Source organism: Streptomyces curacoi, from assembly GCF_001513975.1.
Taxonomy (GTDB): Bacteria; Actinomycetota; Actinomycetes; order Streptomycetales; family Streptomycetaceae; genus Streptomyces; species Streptomyces curacoi.
Window position 1 is genome coordinate 552123 of sequence record NZ_KQ947990.1, and the last position, 17885, is coordinate 570007.

The 17885-nt window shown below is 71.5% G+C and carries 16 protein-coding genes and 1 pseudogene; 12 read left to right on the top strand and 5 right to left on the bottom strand.

What is annotated here, in order from left to right; all coding sequences use genetic code 11:
* Positions 1-130: 130 nt before the first annotated feature.
* From AQI70_RS25665 to AQI70_RS25680, 4 genes are all read left to right on the top strand, one after another.
* Entirely contained in the window at positions 131-817 is a 687-nt protein-coding gene (locus tag AQI70_RS25665; RefSeq protein ID WP_062154012.1) for an LPXTG cell wall anchor domain-containing protein, read from the top strand.
* Between the two features lie 30 nt (positions 818-847).
* Positions 848-1684: a hypothetical protein gene (locus tag AQI70_RS25670; protein ID WP_062154014.1), complete on the top strand. Its 837-nt coding sequence runs from the start codon at positions 848-850 to the stop codon at positions 1682-1684.
* Positions 1681-2757, top strand: a complete 1077-nt coding sequence (locus tag AQI70_RS25675) for a hypothetical protein (RefSeq protein WP_062154016.1) — start codon at positions 1681-1683, stop codon at positions 2755-2757. The genes AQI70_RS25670 and AQI70_RS25675 overlap by 4 nt, the downstream gene beginning before the upstream one ends.
* A 62-nt stretch (positions 2758-2819) precedes the next feature.
* Positions 2820-4133: a hypothetical protein gene (locus tag AQI70_RS25680; RefSeq protein ID WP_062154019.1), complete on the top strand. Its 1314-nt coding sequence runs from the start codon at positions 2820-2822 to the stop codon at positions 4131-4133.
* Between the two features lie 181 nt (positions 4134-4314).
* Here AQI70_RS25680 and AQI70_RS25685 read toward each other — a convergent pair whose 3' ends face one another.
* Positions 4315-5826, bottom strand: a complete 1512-nt coding sequence (locus tag AQI70_RS25685; RefSeq protein ID WP_062154021.1) for a peptide MFS transporter — start codon at positions 5824-5826, stop codon at positions 4315-4317.
* Positions 5827-6241: 415 nt separating this feature from the next.
* Here AQI70_RS25685 and AQI70_RS25690 point away from each other — a divergent pair, with 415 nt between their 5' ends.
* Positions 6242-6919, top strand: a complete 678-nt coding sequence (locus AQI70_RS25690; protein ID WP_062154022.1) for a response regulator transcription factor — start codon at positions 6242-6244, stop codon at positions 6917-6919.
* A 163-nt stretch (positions 6920-7082) separates the two neighbouring features.
* Positions 7083-8357, top strand: coding sequence for an ATP-binding protein (locus AQI70_RS25695; protein WP_062154024.1), 1275 nt, complete (start codon positions 7083-7085; stop codon positions 8355-8357).
* Between the two features lie 92 nt (positions 8358-8449).
* On the opposite strand, the gene AQI70_RS25700 is transcribed toward AQI70_RS25695, so the two are convergent.
* A complete protein-coding gene (locus AQI70_RS25700; protein ID WP_062154026.1) occupies positions 8450-9007 on the bottom strand; it encodes a GtrA family protein in 558 nt (185 codons plus the stop codon).
* Positions 9008-9170: 163 nt separating this feature from the next.
* Between AQI70_RS25700 and AQI70_RS25705 the strand changes: the two genes are divergently transcribed.
* From AQI70_RS25705 to AQI70_RS25715, 3 genes are read left to right on the top strand one after another with little or no spacing between them, the layout of a single operon-like run.
* Complete coding sequence (locus AQI70_RS25705; protein WP_208607441.1) at positions 9171-10331, top strand: 5-(carboxyamino)imidazole ribonucleotide synthase; 1161 nt, start codon at positions 9171-9173, stop codon at positions 10329-10331.
* Positions 10328-10855, top strand: a complete 528-nt coding sequence (purE, locus tag AQI70_RS25710; RefSeq protein WP_200865662.1) for a 5-(carboxyamino)imidazole ribonucleotide mutase — start codon at positions 10328-10330, stop codon at positions 10853-10855. Before AQI70_RS25705 ends, purE begins: the two co-directional genes overlap by 4 nt.
* Before the next feature lie 4 nt (positions 10856-10859).
* A complete protein-coding gene (locus AQI70_RS25715) occupies positions 10860-12044 on the top strand; it encodes a dipeptidase (RefSeq protein WP_062154028.1) in 1185 nt (394 codons plus the stop codon).
* Here the strand turns inward: AQI70_RS25715 and AQI70_RS25720 are convergent.
* Positions 11993-13157: pseudogene (locus AQI70_RS25720) on the bottom strand (alkene reductase). The gene AQI70_RS25715 and the pseudogene AQI70_RS25720 sit on opposite strands and share 52 nt — an antisense overlap.
* A gap of 73 nt (positions 13158-13230) precedes the next feature.
* Here AQI70_RS25720 and AQI70_RS25725 point away from each other — a divergent pair.
* Entirely contained in the window at positions 13231-13590 is a 360-nt protein-coding gene (locus AQI70_RS25725) for a MerR family transcriptional regulator (protein ID WP_062154030.1), read from the top strand.
* A gap of 108 nt (positions 13591-13698) precedes the next feature.
* On the top strand, positions 13699-14826 hold the full coding sequence (locus AQI70_RS25730) for a dipeptidase (RefSeq protein WP_062154033.1): 1128 nt from the start codon (positions 13699-13701) through the stop codon (positions 14824-14826).
* Between the two features lie 78 nt (positions 14827-14904).
* On the opposite strand, the gene AQI70_RS25735 is transcribed toward AQI70_RS25730, so the two are convergent.
* The gene (locus tag AQI70_RS25735) at positions 14905-15264 is read right to left on the bottom strand and encodes a VOC family protein (RefSeq protein WP_062154035.1); all 360 of its coding nucleotides are present in this window, start codon (positions 15262-15264) and stop codon (positions 14905-14907) included.
* 121 nt (positions 15265-15385) lie between these two features.
* Between AQI70_RS25735 and AQI70_RS25740 the strand changes: the two genes are divergently transcribed.
* Positions 15386-15886, top strand: a complete 501-nt coding sequence (locus AQI70_RS25740) for a CGNR zinc finger domain-containing protein (RefSeq protein WP_062154037.1) — start codon at positions 15386-15388, stop codon at positions 15884-15886.
* Between the two features lie 550 nt (positions 15887-16436).
* Here the strand turns inward: AQI70_RS25740 and AQI70_RS25745 are convergent.
* Positions 16437-17780, bottom strand: coding sequence for a UDP-glucose dehydrogenase family protein (locus AQI70_RS25745; RefSeq protein WP_062154039.1), 1344 nt, complete (start codon positions 17778-17780; stop codon positions 16437-16439).
* Positions 17781-17885: the final 105 nt, after the last annotated feature.

The following is a 17885-nucleotide window of genomic DNA, read 5'->3' on the forward strand; positions in this document are numbered from 1 at the left end:
GCCCTCCACCCGAGCCCCTTCTCGCGCACGCCGGATCGTCACAACTCCGGTGTGCGCCGTGTCTTCCCTCCTCAAGGCCCCGGGCGTACCTTGACGGCCGATCTGATGTGCCGTCAGGAATGAGGGGACCGTGTCGAAGCAGAAGCGAACCGCCGCGCTCGCGACCGCCGCGGCCCTGGCCGGCTCGGCGGTGTTGATGGCCGCCCCTGCGGCCCGGGCCGAGGTCGTCGACGTCAACTACGCCTGCAAGACGCCCATCGGCGACAAGAGCGCCGTCTCGCCCATCGACATCAAGGGCGTCAAGAGCGGCAGCGGCTACAAGATCACCATGTCCTGGCAGAAGGGCGTCTCGTCCAGCCCGGTCGAACTGGGCAAGGGCGCGATGAACCCGAGCGCCACCATCAAGCTGGGCGGCGCCGACAGCGGCACCCTGGCGGTGACCGGCCCGGCCAACCAGGAGGCGATTCCCGCCGACACCCCCATCAAGATCAACGACCTGACCGGCACGTACACCCCGAAGAAGACCGGCAAGGTCACCTTCACGGCGGGCGTGCTCACCATCAAGGCCCTCGGTACGACGACCACCTGCACGCCCACCAACAGCCCCGGTCCGTCGCTGACCCTCGACGTCACGGCGGCGAGCGGTGCCGGAGCGGGCAGTGGGACCCAGAACGGCTCCGGCTCCGGCGCCGAACTCCCGCAGACCGGCCCCGAGGACTCGGCGATCGCCCTCGGCACCCTCGGCGGAACGGTCCTGCTCGCGGGCGCGGCGGGCGCCCTGTGGCTGACGCGGAGGGGGCAGCCGGCACGCCGCTGACCCACCCGTCCGACACCGCTGGAGCCGCCGATGTCGTCAGCCGCCCCCGCCCTGGGTCTGTCGCTGCTGGTTCTGCTGGGCGCCGCCCCCACGGCGACCGCCGCCGACGGATGGTCCGTCATGCCCTCGGGCGGTGCACGGCCGTCCTTCTACGGCGAAGGCCCGCCCGGGACGGTCCTGGAGGACAGCGTGTCCGTGACCAACCGGAGCGGCGCACCGGTCACGGTCCGACTGCACGCCCCCGGCGTCACCTTCGCGGACGGGACGGTACGCGTCCCGGCCCGCACCCGCGCCGACGTCCCCTTCACGGTGACCGTCCCGGCCGCCGACCGCACCGTCGAGATCGTCGCCCGCGACACGGACGGCCGCGACCGGCGCGTCGGACTCCGACTCCGCGCGGACTTCCCCGAACTGTCCGCGCTGACCGTCGAGCATGTGGCGGTACGCGGCGACGGCATCACGTACGAGCTGGTCAACCGCGGTACGACAGCCCTCACCCCGCGGCTCGCGGTCCGCGCCGACGGCCTCTTCGGCCGCCTCCTCGACCGCGCCCCGCGCACCCTCCCCGTCGACCTGCCCCCGGGCAGCCGTACGAAGCTCACCGAGCCCTGGCCCGGCCGGCCCGCCCTCGACGCGGTCGAGGTGCGGCTGACGGTGACGGCGGCGGGCGGGGCGCGCGACACGGCGGAGGCGTCGGCGAGGTTCGTGCCGTGGGGCGCGGTGGCGTGGGCCGCGGCGGCCGTGTCGGCGGCGGGCGCCCTCTTCGTCGTACGACTTCGCAGACGCCGTGGGCCGTACGACGGTGAGGTGGCCGCGAGTGCCGAGCGGCCGTACGCCGAAGCCGAGCTGACGGGAGCGCGGACGTGAACGGCAGGGCGCGGATCGCGGCGCTGGCGGCGGTGCTGGCGCTGCTGTTGCCGGTGGCGGCCGGGACCGGGTCGGCCGCGGACGGCCCGCCCACCGTGAAGCTCTCCAAGTCGCAGGCGGGGACGGGCGGTTCGCTCACCGTCACCGGCGGCGGCTGGCGTCCGCGCACCCTGTTGATGCTGCTGATCTGCGGCCAGGCCGTGCCCTCGACGGGCGTGACCGGCGGCACCAACTCCTGCGCCAACGCGGACGGCAGGGCCGTGACGACGGACGCCGAAGGACGCTTCAGCAGGAAACTGCCGGTGGCCGAGCCGCCGGTGCCCTGCCCGTGCGTGGTGCACGTCGCGACGGTCACCGGGGCGAAGGCCGAGGCCGACGCGGTCTTCCAGGTGGCCGGGCACGCGGTCGAGCCGCTGCCCGCGGAGCCCACGGGCGGACGCCTGTCGGTCCTCACCGACACCCGGCTGGACGGCACCGACGGTCTGCTCACCTGGTTCGGCGCGCCGCCCGCCCGCACGCTCGTCTTCACCGTCGGCAATGTGGGCACCTCGCCCGTGCAGAACCCGGTCTTCCAGGTCGGCACCTCCCACGGCGTGTTCGCCCCGCAGTGGGAGGAACAGCAGTGGCGCGGCACGATCCGGCCGGGCGGCAAGGCACGGATCGAGCTGCCGGTGGAGCTCGCCGCCGGGGCGCACGGCGACTACACCGTCTCCCTGAAGTACGGCGGCAAGGTGATGGCCGAACAGCCCTGGGGCGTGGGCCGGCCCTGGGGTGTGACGCTGTTCTGGATTCTGGTCCTCCTGGTCGTACCGGCCGCGGTGTTCCGCGCCGGAATGGCGGTGGTGGACCGGGTACGCCCGCGGCGGACCGCCCGCCGTCGCCGGCTCCGCCTGCCCGAACCGGCCCATCGCCTGCCGGGGTTGAGGCCCCGCGCGGAGGCGAAGCACTCGATGTCCTCGACCCTGCCGTGGTTCACCCCGGACAACGACCCGGGCACGGCCGGTCGGCTCTCCGCACCGCACGACGACAGCCCGACGAGTCCTGCGACTCCCACCAGGAAGGGACCCCCGTGAGCAAGCGAAGGAGAGTCACACCGGCGAGCCCGGGAAGAACAGGCGCGGCGGGCGTCGCCCTGATGCTCGGCGGCGCGGGCATCGTGCTCGGCGTGGCCGCCGGGCCCGCCCAGGCCGCCGAGGTGGCGTACGCGACCGAGTGCGTGCCGCCCGCCATCTCCGGGCTGCCGCCGGTGCGGGGCACGACGAAGGTGGAGATCACCGCGCCCGCCGAGGCGAAGGTCGGCGACGAGGTCGAGATCGTCTGGAAGTTCGTCCAGGCGGCGTCCAGGAACCCCGACATCCTCGACCTGGAGAAGGACACGGTCCAGCCGACGGGAACCTTGAAGGCGGCAGGCGCGCAGACCGCTGCCATCGCCATGGAGGGGCCCCGGCAGAACCCGCCGATCCCCAAGAACAGCGACATGAAGCTGTCCGACATGAAGGGCAGGCTGAAGCTGACGGCACCGGGCGAGGTGACCCTCACGCCGGACGCGTACAACATCAACGTCAACAAGCCGATCTCCACGGACACCAAGTGCACGCCGAAGGAGACGGTGAAGCCGGCGGCGACGATCAAGGTCATGGACGCGGGCGGGAGTTCGGGCGGTACTACGGGAGGGCTGCCCACGGTCGTCCCGACGCTGCCGACGAGCGTGCCCACCGGCCCGCCGACGGGTAGTCCGTCCAGCCCGGCGCCGAGCGCGACCGAGACGGGCGGGGCTGCCGGGGGAGGCGGTTCGTCGAGCACGGGCGGCGGCGGAGACGGCGGCGGCCAGACCGACTTCACGGGCAAGGAGGTCCAGGTCCCCTACGAGTGCAAGACACCGATCGGCGACAAGAACGCGACCTCGCCGGTCCAGATCGACGCCAGGAAGAACGGCGGCGACTTCGACCTCACCGTCCAGTTCAAGAAGTCGGTGATGGACAGCCCCGCCGAGATCCCCAAGGACTCGGTCAAGCCGTCGATGGAGGTCGTCCTGGGCGGCGCGGACAAGGGCACGGTCCATGTCGAGGGCCCGACCAACTCCGAGGCCATCAAGGCGGGCGACCCGATCGAGATCCCGGACCTGACGGGCACCTACAAGCCGGGCGCGAGCGGCGAGACGACCCTCTCCCCGGGCGTCCTGACGGTCAAGGCCCTGGGCACGACGACGACATGCACGCCGACGAAGACCGAGGTCTCCCTGACGCTGGACACGACCGAGCAGGCGAGCGGGGCATCGGGCGGCGGCTCGGCCGGGGGTTCGGCGGGCGGTTCGTCGACGGACGGGGGTCTGGCCGCGACGGGAGCGGAGGACCACGGTTCCCTGAAGGCCCTGGGCCTGATCGCCGGGACGGCGCTCTTGCTGGGCGGCGCGGTATTCACCTTTATGCCCCGACGCACGATGCGCTAGCCGACCTGAAGGGGCGCGGGGCTCTATCGATTTGCGGCTCCGCCGCGTGGGTGCGACCAGCCACACACGACCTGTAGCCGCGACGGACACTGCCCCCTACGGCGAATAGGCGAACCGCAACGCAGGAGGCCGTTGCACCCACCTAGGTGCAACGGCCTCCCTCGGCTCAGCCGGCGCAGCGTTACCGCACGTCGCCCATCAGCGCCCGGATCTTCCGCCCGGCCATCATGAAGGCCAGCCCGGCGGCAACGGCGATGACGGCCCACATCGTGTAGTACACGGCGTCACCCAGCGGAGCGTTGAGCTTGGTGGTCCAGCCGTTGAGCGCGTTGCCCGTCGCGGTGGCCAGGAACCACAGACCCATGATCTGGCCCACGAACTGCTTCGGCGCGAGCTTCGTCGACAGGGACAGGCCCACCGGCGACAGGCACATCTCGCCGAGGGTCTGCACCAGGTAGACGCTCAGCAGCCAGAAGACGGTGACCTTGCCCGTGTCGCTGTTCGCGGCGGCGGCGCCGGCCAGGCCCATGATGCCGAACGAGCCACCGATGAGGAGCATCGCCAGGGCGAACTTCATGGGCGTGCTGGGCTCGCGGTCGCGCCGGGCCAGCTTCACCCACAGCGCGGCGAAGAGGGGGGCCAGCACGATGACCATGGCCGGGTTCACCGACTGGTACCAGGACGCCGGGAACTCCCAGCCGCCGATCATGCGGTCGGTCTTGCCGTCCGCGAAGATCGTCAGCAGCGAGCCGGACTGGTCGTAGATCATCCAGAACAGCACGGCGGTGGCGAAGAACCAGGCGAAGGCCTGGATCTTCGGCTTGTCCTCCGTGGCCAGGGCAGGGTTCCGGTACATCGTCACGAAGTAGACGATCGGGACCACGATGCCGAGGATGGCGAGCACGTTGACGATGTGCTCGATGTCGTACGTGCCCAGCGCGATGTCCACGACCAGCGCGGCGACGGCGATGCCGCCCCACAGCGCGACCTTGCGCAGCGCGGCGCGCTTCTCCTCGGGGGAGGCCGGGGTGCCGGGGTGCTTGCCGATGTCGCCGAGGTGGCGGCCGCCGAGGACGTACTGGATGACGGCGAGGGTCATGCCGACACCGGCGACACCGAAGCCGAGGTGCCAGTCGACGTTCTCGCCGAGGTAGCCGACGACCAGCGGAGCGGCCATGCCGCCGATGTTGATCGCCATGTAGAAGAGGGTGAAGCCGGCGTCGCGGCGGGCGCTGGGCTGGCCCTCGTAGAGGCCGCCGACCATCGCGGAGATGTTCGGCTTCAGCAGGCCGGTGCCGATCGCGATCAGGCCGAGACCGCAGAAGAAGGCGATGTCCGCCGGGATGGCCAGCGTGAAGTGGCCGGCGGCGATGACGATGCCGCCGACGAGCACGGCCTTGCGGGCGCCCCAGAGGCGGTCCGCGACCCAGCCACCGGGCATGGCGGCCATGTACACGACCGCGTTGTACACACCGTAGATCGAGGCGGCCAGGGCTTCCCGGCCGGCCAGGGGGCCGTCGAGGACACCCGCGATCAAGTAGAGGACGAGGATGCCGCGCATTCCGTACCAGGAGAAGCGCTCCCACATCTCCGTCATGAAAAGCGTGGCCATACCGCGGGGGTGGCCGAAGAAGGTCTTCTCGGATCCGGGGGTGCCCGGGGAGGCCGAGTCCTTCGTCAGGCTGGACGCCATGGTCGATCCTTGCTGGTCGGGACGCGCGTCGACACAGAACGGTCGCGCGCCCGGTGGGGGGCGGCCGGCGCCGGCGGGTACGGCCCGCCTTCGGGGGGCCCGGCCACAGGTCTTTCCTTTTCAGTCCGCACATGAAAGAGACCCTCAGCGTCAAGTGCGCCGAAGGTCCCCGCAGTGATACAGGCGTGGAGTCACCATACGTCAGGACACCGCCGGATATGGAAGGACTTGAGACACGGATCACAGGTGTCGGGGGAACCGTAGGCATCCTTTCCAAGGTCCTTTCCAGGATCCCACCTCGAACGTATGGTCTGTACCACAGGGGGTCGAGGGTAAGGGACACGCCAGAACCCGGTAAGAATCAAGACCTCGGATCACACCCCGGCTCTTGTCATGGGCGGACTACCATCAGCTCATGACCCGTGTACTGCTCGCCGAGGACGACGCGTCCATTTCGGAGCCGCTGGCCCGCGCACTGCGCCGGGAAGGGTACGAGGTCGAGGTGCGGGAGGACGGCCCCACCGCGCTCGACGCGGGAATGCAGGGCGGAGTCGACCTGGTCGTGCTGGACCTCGGCCTGCCCGGCATGGACGGCCTGGAGGTGGCCCGCCGGCTGCGTGCCGACGGTCACACCGTGCCGATCCTCATCCTGACCGCGCGCGCCGACGAGGTGGACACCGTCGTGGGCCTGGACGCGGGCGCCGACGACTACGTCACCAAGCCGTTCCGGCTCGCCGAGCTGCTCGCCCGGGTCCGGGCCCTGCTCCGGCGCGGGGCGGCGGAGCCGCAGCAGCAGCCCGCCACCCACGGCGTGCGGATCGACGTCGAGTCGCACCGGGCGTGGATGGGGGACGAGGAGCTCCAGCTCACGGCCAAGGAGTTCGACCTGCTGCGGGTGCTCGTGCGCGACGCGGGGCGGGTCGTCACCCGGGACCAGCTGATGCGGGAGGTCTGGGACACGACCTGGTGGTCGTCGACCAAGACGCTCGACATGCACATCTCGTGGCTCCGCAAGAAGCTGGGCGACGACGCGGCCAATCCGCGGTACATCGCGACGGTGCGCGGTGTGGGTTTCCGGTTCGAGAAGAGTTAGGCGGCGCCCCACCCGCCGTGGGGCCGAGCCTCGTGCGCGACTGCGGGTCGTCGTGGGCTGGTCGCGCCCGCGCGGCGGAGCCGCATGTCTCGATGCCGCCCCGCGCCCCCCGGGGGCGTCGCCCTGCCGGGCGGCGTGAAGTTCTCGCTCGAAGGATCACACCGTGCGTCGCCGTCTCATCCAGTCCACCCTCGCGGTCGTGCTCGTCGTGATCGCCGTCTTCGGCGTGTCACTCGTCATCGTCGAGACCCGGACGATCACCAGCACCGCGCAGGAACGCGTCGACACCGAGGCGGTCCGGCTGGTCAGCATCGTGGACAGCCGGCTGCTCGGTGAGGAGACCGTGGACGCGTCGGTGCTGCGGGACCAGATCCAGGGGGACCGTTACGCCGAGATCCGGATCCCGGGGAAGCCGGTGATCGAGGTGGGCACCAAGCCGACCGGCGACGTCATCAGCGCCCGTGAAACGGGCGAGGAGGGCGAGACGGTCACCGTGCAGGAGCCGCGCTCGTCGGTGACGCGGGAGGTCGGCCGTACCTTGCTGATCATCGCGGCGGTGGCGCTGCTGGCGGTGATCGCGGCGGTCCTGCTGGCGGTGCGCCAGGCGAACCGCCTCGCCTCCCCGCTCACCGACCTCGCGGAGACGGCGGAACGCCTCGGCTCGGGCGACCCGCGCCCCCGGCACAAGCGGTACGGCGTCCCGGAGCTGGACCGGGTGGCGGACGTGCTGGACTCCTCCGCCGAGCGCATCGCACGCATGCTGACGGCGGAACGCCGCCTCGCCGCGGACGCCTCCCACCAGCTGCGCACCCCCCTCACCGCGCTGTCCATGCGCCTGGAGGAGATCACCCTCACCGACGATCCCGACACGGTGAAGGAGGAGGCGACGATCGCCCTGACGCAGGTGGAGCGCCTCACGGACGTGGTGGAACGCCTGCTCACCAACTCCCGTGATCCGCGCAGCGGCTCCGCCGTCACCTTCGACCTCGACGAGGTCATCCAGCAGCAGCTGGCGGAGTGGCGGCCGGCGTACCGCAGCGCCGGCCGGGCGATCGTCAGCTCGGGCAAGCGCCACCTCCAGGCGGTCGGCACGCCGGGCGCGGTCGCGCAGGTCCTCGCCGCGCTGATCGAGAACTCCCTCATGCACGGCGGCGGCACGGTGGCGCTGCGCACCCGCGTCACCGGCAACCAGGCGGTCATCGAGGTCACGGACGAGGGCCCGGGCATCTCGGCGGACCTGGGCGCCCGCATCTTCGAGCGCGCCATCAGCGGCCGCAACTCCACCGGCATCGGCCTCGCGGTGGCCCGCGACCTCGCGGAGGCGGACGGCGGCCGGCTGGAGATGCTCCAGACCAAGCCCCCGGTCATCGCCCTCTTCCTCTCCCGCACACCCCCGGCGAAGAAGCCGACGCAGGATTCGGGGCCGACGGTCAGGTGACCGCGCCGACGGTCAGGTGGCCGCGGGGAACGGCTTCGCAGCGCCGGCCGGTGTGATTCAGCCCGTGGGGGACGTGGGGGAGATTGAGCGGGTCACCCCACTCGCTGCCTGACCCTCGGCTTCTCGGGCTGCCGCCGCCGCGTCTCCAGGAACGATTCCGCGGCTGTCACCGGCTCCTCCGCCGGCAGTGCACGGAACACCCACGTCCGGTACGACCAGAACCGGAACAACGTCGCGATACCGATGCCGAGGAACTTGAAGATGTTGCTCTGCAGCGGACTGTCCCAGCCGAACCCGTACGTCGCCGCGTACAGCACACCGTTCTCGATCACCAGACCGACCACGCTGAACAGCAGGAACAGGCTCAGCTCCTTGGTGCGACGGCTCTTGTCGCGGCTGCGGTACGTGAAGTAGCGGTAGCCCACGTAGTTGGTGAAGGTCGCGACGACGGTCGCGATGACGCTCGCCCGCACCACCTGGAGGTCGGTCACATGCCGTACCAGGTTGAACACGAGGAAGTTGACCAGGACCCCCGTCCCGCCCACCGCGCCGAACTTGGCGACCTCACGCACCAGCCGGTCGACGCGCTGCCGTACGGCACTGCGGGGTACCGGAGGCGCCGCATGAAGCCCCGAGGAACCACGTCCCATGGTCGTGAAGGCTCCTGTCGGTCGATTTGTCGGTCGGTTTCGTCAACCCAGCCATGCTAACCACCCCCCTCGGCGATTGCCTGTGCGCGAGCTCATAGGTCGGGAAGACGCCGGGAAAAGTCCGGTAAGAGGGTCGCCCCGTCGTGGCCGATACCCTAGGGGCGTGACGTTCCCGGTAGTCGGCATGGTCGGCGGGGGCCAGCTCGCTCGTATGACACACGAGGCGGGCATCCCGTTGGGCATCAGGTTCAAGCTCCTCAGTGACACCCCTCAGGATTCCGCGGCGCAGGTCGTGAGCGATGTCGTCATCGGCGACTATCGCGACCTCGACACGCTGCGCGAGTTCGCACGCGGGTGCGATGTGATCACCTTCGATCACGAACATGTGCCAACCGAGCACCTCAGGGCACTGGAGGCGGACGGCATCCCCGTCCGCCCGGGCCCGGACGCGCTGGTGCACGCCCAGGACAAGGGGGTGATGCGCGCAAAGCTCGACGCGATCGGAGTGCCCTGCCCACGGCACCGCATCGTGAGCGACCCGCAGGACGTGGCGGCGTTCGCGGCGGAAGGCCTTCCCGAAGGTGCCGAGGGCGACGGCTTCCCCGTCGTGCTCAAGACCGTCCGCGGCGGCTACGACGGCAAGGGCGTATGGGTCGTGGACTCCGTGGAGGAGGCCGCAGAACCGTTCCGCGCCGGTGTGCCCGTGCTCGCCGAGGAGAAGGTCGACTTCGTGCGCGAGCTCGCCGCCAACGTCGTACGCTCCCCGCACGGCCAGGCCGTCGCCTACCCGGTGGTCGAGTCCCGCCAGGTCAACGGCGTCTGCGACACGGTCATCGCCCCCGCCCCCGACCTCGACGAGGCCCTCGCGCTCAAGGCCGAGCAGCTGGCCCTCACCGTCGCCAAGGAACTGGACGTCGTCGGTCACCTCGCCGTCGAGCTGTTCCAGACCCGCGACGGCCGCATCCTCGTCAACGAGCTGGCGATGCGCCCGCACAACTCGGGCCACTGGACGATGGACGGCGCGATCACCTCCCAGTTCGCCAACCACGTACGCGCCGTCCTCGACCTCCCGCTCGGCGACCCGCGCCCGCGTGCCAAGTGGACCGTGATGGTCAACGTCCTCGGCGGCGACTACCCCGACATGTACTCCGCGTACCTGCACTGCATGGCCCGCGACCCCCAGCTCAAGATCCACATGTACGGCAAGGACGTGAAGCCCGGCCGCAAGGTCGGCCACGTCAACACCTACGGCGACGACCTGGACGACGTCCTTGAGCGCGCACGTCACGCTGCCGGTTATCTGAGAGGCACGATCACCGAATGAGCCCCGTTGTTGGCATCGTCATGGGGTCGGACTCCGACTGGCCCGTCATGGAGGCCGCCGCCAAGGCCCTCGACGAGTTCGAGATCGACTACGAGGTCGACGTCGTCTCCGCGCACCGTATGCCCCGCGAGATGATCACGTACGGCGAGCAGGCGGCCGACCGCGGCCTGAAGGTGATCATCGCCGGCGCGGGCGGCGCCGCCCACCTGCCCGGCATGCTCGCCTCGGTCACACCGCTGCCGGTCATCGGCGTCCCGGTCCCGTTGAAGTACCTCGACGGCATGGACAGCCTCCTGTCCATCGTCCAGATGCCGGCCGGCGTCCCCGTGGCCACGGTCTCCGTCGCCGGCGCGCGCAACGCCGGCCTGCTGGCGGCCCGCATCCTGGCCGCGCACGACGAGGAGCTCCTCTCCCGCATGCGGGACTTCCAGCAGGACCTGAACGACCAGGCCACCGAGAAGGGCAAGCGGCTGCGTGCCAAGGTCGAAGGAGCCAACGGCTTCGGCTTCGGCTCGGGGAAGTGACGACATGACCTCCCTGGAGGCCGCCCGGGAACTCCTGCGGGAGTTCCCGGTCGTCGACGGTCACAACGACCTCCCCTGGGCGCTGCGCGAACAGGTCCGCTACGACCTCGACGCCCGCGACATCGCCACCCACCAGGGCGCCCATCTGCACACCGACATCCCCCGCCTGCGCGAGGGCGGCGTCGGCGCGCAGTTCTGGTCGGTGTACGTCCGCTCCGACTACGCCGGGGACACGGCGGTCAGCGCCACCCTCGAACAGATCGACTGCGTACGGCAGCTGCTGGCCCGCTACCCGGCCGACCTGCGCCCGGCGCTGACCGCCGCCGACATGGAGGCGGCGCGCGCGGAGGGCCGTATCGCCTCCCTCATGGGCGCCGAGGGCGGCCACTCCATCGCCGACTCGCTCGCGACGCTACGCGCGTTGTACGCGCTCGGTGTCCGCTACATGACCCTCACCCACAACGACAACATCGCGTGGGCCGACTCCGCCACGGACGAGCCCCGGGCGGGCGGCCTCACGGCCTTCGGCCGCGAGGTGGTCCGGGAGATGAACCGCGAGGGCATGCTGGTCGACCTCTCGCACGTGGCGGCCACGACGATGCGCGACGCGCTGGACACCTCCGTCGCCCCGGTGGTCTTCTCCCACTCCTCCTCCCGCGCGGTGTGCGACCACCCCCGCAACATCCCCGACGACGTGCTGGAGCGCCTCCCCGGCAACGGTGGCATCGCGATGGTCACCTTCGTGCCGAAGTTCGTGCTCCAGGCGGCCGTCGACTGGACGGCCGCGGCCGACGAGAACATGCGCGCCCACGGCTTCCACCACCTCGACACCACCGCCGAGGCGATGAAGGTGCACCGCGCCTTCGAGGAGAGCAACCCGCGCCCGGTCGCCACCGTGTCCACGGTCGCGGACCATCTGGACCACATGCGCGAGGTCGCCGGCATCGACCACCTCGGCATCGGCGGCGACTACGACGGCACCGCGTTCACCCCCGACGGCTTGAACGACGTCTCCGGCTACCCCAACCTGATCGCCGAGCTGCTGGACCGCGGCTGGTCGAGGACCGACCTGGCCAAGCTGACCTGGCAGAACGCCGTACGGGTGCTGGGCGCGGCGGAGGATGTGGCCCGCGACCTTCAGGCGACGCGCGGCCCGTCCAACGCGACCATCGAGGAACTGGACGGCTGACCGCCGAGGGCGGGGTAGTCGGTGTAGCCGGTCGCCCCGCCCGTGTACATCAGGTACCGGTCCCGCACCGGGTTGAGCGGCGCCCCGAGGCGCAGCCGGGTGACCAGGTCAGGGTTGGCGAGGAACGGCCGGCCGAGGGCGACCAGGTCGGCGCCGGCGGCCGGCATGTCCGTGGCGGCCCGCGTGACGGCCTCGGTGGTGAGGCCGGGCAGGACCGGGTTGCCGATCAGGACACCGGGCCAGTCGGCGCGGATCCTTCGGTACACCGCCGTGTCCGGGTCGGCGTGCACGAGGTGAAGATAGGCCAGGTCGAGGTGGCTCAGGCGGGCCACCAGCGCCGGGTAGAGGACGTCGGTGTCGTCCTCCTCGATGCCGTTGACGGTGTTCCCCGGCGAGATCCGCACGCCCACCCGGTCGGCGCCGATCGCGTCGGCCACCGCCTCGGTCACCTCCGCCGTGAACCGCACCCGCCGCTCCACCGGCCCGCCGTATCCGTCCGTCCTGCGGTTGGTGTTCCCGGCGAGGAACTGGTGCAGCAGATGACCGTTGGCCGAGTGCACCTCGACGCCCTCGAAGCCCGCCTCGACCGCCCGCCGGGCCGCCGCGGCGAAGTCGGCGACGGTGGCCCGGATGTCGTCCGGGGGCATCTCCCGGGGAACGACGGCCGGCTGGTGACCGCGCGGAGTGAAGATCGTCTCCGGCAGCGGCACGGGCGAGGGCGCGACCGGTGGTCGGCCGGTGGTCGCCGGATGGCTGACCCGCCCGCCGTGCTGGAGCTGAAGGAACATCCGCCCGCCGCGTGCCCGCACGGCCTCGGTCACCCGCCGCCATCCGGCCATGTGCCGGTCGGTGCGTCGCGGTGATGTTCGGATACGTCTGCCCGACCGCGTTCGGCGTGGAGGCCTCGCCGATGATCAGGCCGGCGGTGGCGCGCTGGGCATAGTGCGTGACCATCAGGTCGGTGGGGGTGCCGTCGGCTTCTGCGCGATGGGGGTCCCCCCCGCGCGAGCGGATTCGAGCGTGGGGGAGGGTCAGGGGCGCCATCACGAGGTGGTGGGGAAGGTCGAGTCGGCCCAGTCGGGCCGGTGTCAGGAAGTCCGGCGTCTGCCTCATGGCCGTACGCTAGAACCTGACATCAGTGTCAGATTCAACCCCGGACCGACCGGATGGACCAAGGGGGCGCGGCATGCGCATCGGTGAACTGGCCCGGCGCACCGGCGTGAGCGAGCGGTCGCTGCGCTACTACGAGACCCAGGGGCTGCTGCGCGCCGAGCGCACCCCCGGCGGGCACCGCGACTACCCCGAGGCGGCCGTCGACCGCGTCGTCCGGATCCAGGAACTGTTCGCCGCCGGGCTGCACAGCAGCAGGATCGCCCAGCTGCTGCCGTGCATGCGGGACGCCGACGGCGGTCCCTCCGCCACCGCCACGCCCCGCCTGGTCGAGGACCTCACCGCCGAGCGCGACCGCATCGACCGCATGATCGCCGACCTCGTCCGCTCCCGGGACACCCTGGACGAGGTGATCGAGGCGGCCCGGGAGCGCTGAGCACCGGCCCCTTACCCCCGAACGCCCCACCCACCAGGAAGGCCCTGCGGGTCCGTGCGACGGTGAACCGTACTGCTGATTGGACGCCGATCACGTACGGAGACCGCCATGGCAGACCTCAAGGACGAACTGGACACCAGCCCCGAGGTCGGCGAGCTCGATGACCTGCCTGCCCCCCTCCCCGGGGAGCCGTCCGAACCCGTCACCGGGCCGGCCGAGGACTCCGAGGCCGGCCTGCTCGACCGCGCCCATGCCCTCCTCGACGCCCACCCCGTCGCCGACGGCTACAGCGGACTGCCGTGGGCGCTGCGCCAGCGGCCCTCGTTCGACCTGGAACTCGGCGAGGGCACCGTGGACACGGACGTGCCGCGGATGCGCGAAGGCCATGTCGGCGCGCTGTTCTGGGCGCTGCACCTGCCCGAGGAACCGACCGGGGAGCAGGCCGTCGGGGCCACGCTGGACCAGTTGGACCTGGTGAAGACCGTCGTACGGGCCCACCCCGAGGGCCTGCGCCTCGCCTGCGCCGCCGGGCCGATCACCGACGTCCGCCACTTCGGCCGTATCGCCGTGCTGCCCGGCCCCGCGAGCGCCGCCGCCCTCGGCGACTCGCTCGGCGTCCTGCGCTCCCTGCGCGAGCTCGGGCTGCGCGCGCTCACCCTGTCCGGTGTGTCCTGGGCGAGCGAGGCAGGGCTGACCCGCTTCGGGGAGGAGGTCCTGCGGGAGATGAACCGCGTGGGCGTGCTGGCCGACCTCTCGGGCGCCTCCGCGGAGACCGTGCGCCACGCGTGCGCGGTCTCCAAGGCCCCCGTCCTGTGCGCCCGCTCCGCCGCACACGCCCTGCGAGCCCACCCGGCCAACCTCCCCGACGACCTGCTCGCAGCGCTGGGCGCCGCCAAGGGCCTGTGCATGGTGCCGCTCACCGCGGAACAGACCGGCCCGTCCGTCCGGGACGTCGCCGACCACCTCGACCATGTCCGTGAGGTCGCGGGCCCCGAGTGCGTCGGCCTGTCCGGCGCCTACGACGCCGGCACCGCCCATCCACGGGGCCTCACCGATGCCTCCGGCTACCCCCGTCTCGTCGCCGAACTGCTGCGCCGAGGCTGGCCCGAGACCGACATCGCCCTGCTGACCTGGGAGAACGTCCAGCGCGTCCTGCGCGAGGCCGACTTCACGGCCCGGGAGGCCCAGCGGCGCCGGGAGCCGTCGACGGTGAAGATCACCGAGCTGGACGGGTGACGGCCGGCTGTCCCGGGGGCTCGATCCGGCAGGGGCGGAACGGCTGCCCTGGGATCCTCCCGGCGGAGCGCGGCGTGCTCAGCAGGCGCACAGGCAGAACGGATGCCCGGCCGGATCCGCGTAGACCCGGAAGGTCCGCGCGCGGTCCTCGGTGTCCAGCGGCTTCGCCCCCAGCGCCAGCACCTCCTTCTCGGCCGCGTCCAGGTCCTCGACGGTGAGGTCCAGATGGAACTGCTGCGAGTGGTCGGGCGCGGGCCACTTCGGCGGTACGAACCCGGGGGCGGCCTGGAAGGCCAGCGCCCGCCCGCCGGGCACCTTCAGATCGATCCAGTCCCCTTCGCCCTCGACGCTGCCGCCGAGCACGCGCGCGTAGAAGTCGGCGAGGGAGCGGGGGTCGGGACAGTCCAGGACGACGGCGCCCAGTTCGGCGATGGCCATGACTTCCTCCTCGAAGCAGTGGTTACCTGTAGAAGCGGGTAACCAGTAACCGTTACCTCATGCTCCCGCAATGCCGGTAACCTCGCAAGGGGATTCGAAGGCCGGGAGGTAGCGTGCAGCCATGAGTGAGAGATCGCCCGCCCCCGGGGGCCTGGAGCTGGTCCAGTCCCTGGTCAACACGCTGGACATCGAGTCGGGCGCCGACTCGCTGGACACGGCGCAGGGCCGGGCGCGCTTCGGGCTGGACGAGGAGGACGTGCCGGGGGCGCGGGAACTGCGGGAGTCCCTGCGGGTCGCCCTCCTCGCGCACGCGGGCCATCCGCCGCACCGCGAGGTGACGCCGTTGGGGCAGCTGCTGACGGCGGGTCCGCTGCTCGTCACGGTCGACACCGGCGACGGCTCGGCCGCCCTCGCCGCCGCCGACGAGGGCCCGCTGCTGTCCCGGGTGGCGGCGGCGATCGCCCAGGCCCTCGTCGAGGGCACCTGGACCCGGCTCAAGGCCTGCGAGGCCGCCGACTGCCACTGGGCGTACTACGACCGCAGCCCGGCGGGGCGCGGTCGCTGGTGCTCCATGCAGGTGTGCGGGGCGCGCGCGAAGATGCGGCGCTACCGGGCCAAGTGAGCTTTTCGAAAGGTAGTTGAAGATTCACCCGGCGCTGGACGGGCCGGGTGAGGCAGAATGCGAAAAGACGCCGTTTCGGCCGACTGAGCCTCGGCCGAAACGGCGTCACCCGGCGTACGGGAGCGGCCCAGGCCCGTATCTCGGGCCAGCCCTCTTGTTGCGGGTGGCCCAGGCTTCGGTGTCCCAGACCAGGGGTCCTTTTTTCCGGCGACCCGGCCTCGTGTCCCGGCCCAGGGGTCCTTTTCCGGCGGCCCCGGGCCTGTGTCCCAGACCAGGCCCTCTCCTTCAGGTGGCCCAGGCCGCGTGTTCCGGACCAGGGGTCCTTTTTTCCGGCGGCCCCGGGCCTGTGTCCCAGACCAGGCCCTCTCCCTCAGGGTGGCCCCGGCCTCGTGTCCCGGACCAGGGCCCCTTGTTCCGGCGGCCCCAAGCCCGTGTCCCGGCCCGGGCCTCATCCTCTCGGGTGGCCCGGGACCGTATCCCGGCCCGGGCCTCATCCCTCTCGGGTGGCCCAGGCCCGTACCCCGGCCCAGGCCCCCTCGTTCCAGCCGGTCTAAGCCGTCGGCCGTCCCATCGCCCGGTAGGTCCAGCCGGCCTCCCGCCACAGTTCCGGGTCGAGCGCGTTGCGGCCGTCCAGGATGACCCGGGCCGCGGCGACCTCCCCGAGCGCCGCCGGATCCAGCTCACGGAATTCCCGCCACTCCGTCAGGTGGAGTACGACATCGGCGCCCCGCGTGGCCTCGGTCGCGCTGTCGGCGTAGCCGAGGGTCGGGAAGAGCCGGCGGGCGTTGTCCATGCCCTTGGGGTCGTACACCGTGACCTGGCCGCCCTGGAGGTGGATCTGGCCGGCCACGTTCAGCGCGGGCGAGTCCCGTACGTCGTCCGAGTCGGGCTTGAAGGTGGCGCCGAGCACGGCGACCCGCTTGCCCAGGAAGGGTCCGCCGCCCAGCGCCTGCCGGGCGAGCTCCACCATCTGGCCGCGCTGGCGCATGTTGATCGAGTCGATCTCGCGCAGGAAGGTCAGCGCCTGGTCGGCGCCCAGTTCACCGGCGCGGGCCATGAAGGCACGGATGTCCTTGGGCAGACAGCCGCCGCCGAACCCGATCCCGGCCCGCAGGAACTTCTTCCCGATCCGGTCGTCGTACCCGATGGCCTCGGCCAGCTTGGCGACATCGCCGCCGGCGGCCTCGCACACCTCCGCCATCGCGTTGATGAAGGAGATCTTGGTGGCGAGGAAGGAGTTGGCGGAGGTCTTCACCAGCTCGGACGTGGGGAAGTCGGTGACGACGAAGGGGGAGCCCTCGGCGATCGGCGTCGCGTACACCTCGCGCAGCAGCTTCTCGGCCCGCTCGCTGCGCACGCCGACCACGATCCGGTCCGGGTGCAGCGTGTCCTGCACGGCGAAGCCCTCGCGCAGGAACTCCGGGTTCCAGGCGAGCTCCACCTCGCCGCCGCCCGGGGCGAGTTCCAGGATGCGGGCCGCGAGCCGGTCCGCGCTGCCCACCGGCACCGTCGACTTGCCGACCACCAGGCAGGGCTTGCGCAGATGCTTGGCGAGCGACTCCACGGCCGTGTCGACGTAACTCATGTCGCACGCGTACTCCCCGTGCTTCTGCGGGGTGTTCACGCAGACGAAGTGCACATCGCCGAACTCGGCGACCTCCGCCCAGTCCATCGTGAAGCGCAGCCGCCCGGTGGACCCCTCGATCCCGGCGACGTGCTTGCGCAGCAGCTCCTCCAGCCCCGGCTCGAACATCGGGACCTGGCCCCGGCCGAGCATCTCGATCTTCTCGGGCACCACGTCCAGGCCCAGCACCTCGAAGCCGAGTTCGGCCATGGCCGCGGCGTGCGTAGCGCCGAGATAACCGGTGCCGATCACGGTGATCTTGAGGGGCATGGGGTGCTCCAGAGGTCTGCGGGGGTACGGCGGTGATGCGGGCCCGAGCATAGTCGGGCTGTTCCGCGGGCAACTTTCCCGCTGTCGCCAAGCTCACGTATCAGT

Coding starts and splice junctions, on each gene's coding strand:
- AQI70_RS25715 (WP_062154028.1), top strand. CDS start 10,860: ATGACCTCCCTGGAGGCCGCCCGGGAACTCCTGCGGGAGTTCCCGGTC.
- AQI70_RS25680 (WP_062154019.1), top strand. CDS start 2,820: ATGCTCGGCGGCGCGGGCATCGTGCTCGGCGTGGCCGCCGGGCCCGCC.
- AQI70_RS25700 (WP_062154026.1), bottom strand. CDS start 9,007: ATGGGACGTGGTTCCTCGGGGCTTCATGCGGCGCCTCCGGTACCCCGC.
- AQI70_RS25730 (WP_062154033.1), top strand. CDS start 13,699: ATGGCAGACCTCAAGGACGAACTGGACACCAGCCCCGAGGTCGGCGAG.
- AQI70_RS25690 (WP_062154022.1), top strand. CDS start 6,242: ATGACCCGTGTACTGCTCGCCGAGGACGACGCGTCCATTTCGGAGCCG.
- AQI70_RS25670 (WP_062154014.1), top strand. CDS start 848: ATGTCGTCAGCCGCCCCCGCCCTGGGTCTGTCGCTGCTGGTTCTGCTG.
- AQI70_RS25725 (WP_062154030.1), top strand. CDS start 13,231: ATGCGCATCGGTGAACTGGCCCGGCGCACCGGCGTGAGCGAGCGGTCG.
- AQI70_RS25735 (WP_062154035.1), bottom strand. CDS start 15,264: ATGGCCATCGCCGAACTGGGCGCCGTCGTCCTGGACTGTCCCGACCCC.
- AQI70_RS25740 (WP_062154037.1), top strand. CDS start 15,386: ATGAGTGAGAGATCGCCCGCCCCCGGGGGCCTGGAGCTGGTCCAGTCC.
- AQI70_RS25685 (WP_062154021.1), bottom strand. CDS start 5,826: ATGGCGTCCAGCCTGACGAAGGACTCGGCCTCCCCGGGCACCCCCGGA.
- AQI70_RS25745 (WP_062154039.1), bottom strand. CDS start 17,780: ATGCCCCTCAAGATCACCGTGATCGGCACCGGTTATCTCGGCGCTACG.
- purE (WP_200865662.1), top strand. CDS start 10,328: ATGAGCCCCGTTGTTGGCATCGTCATGGGGTCGGACTCCGACTGGCCC.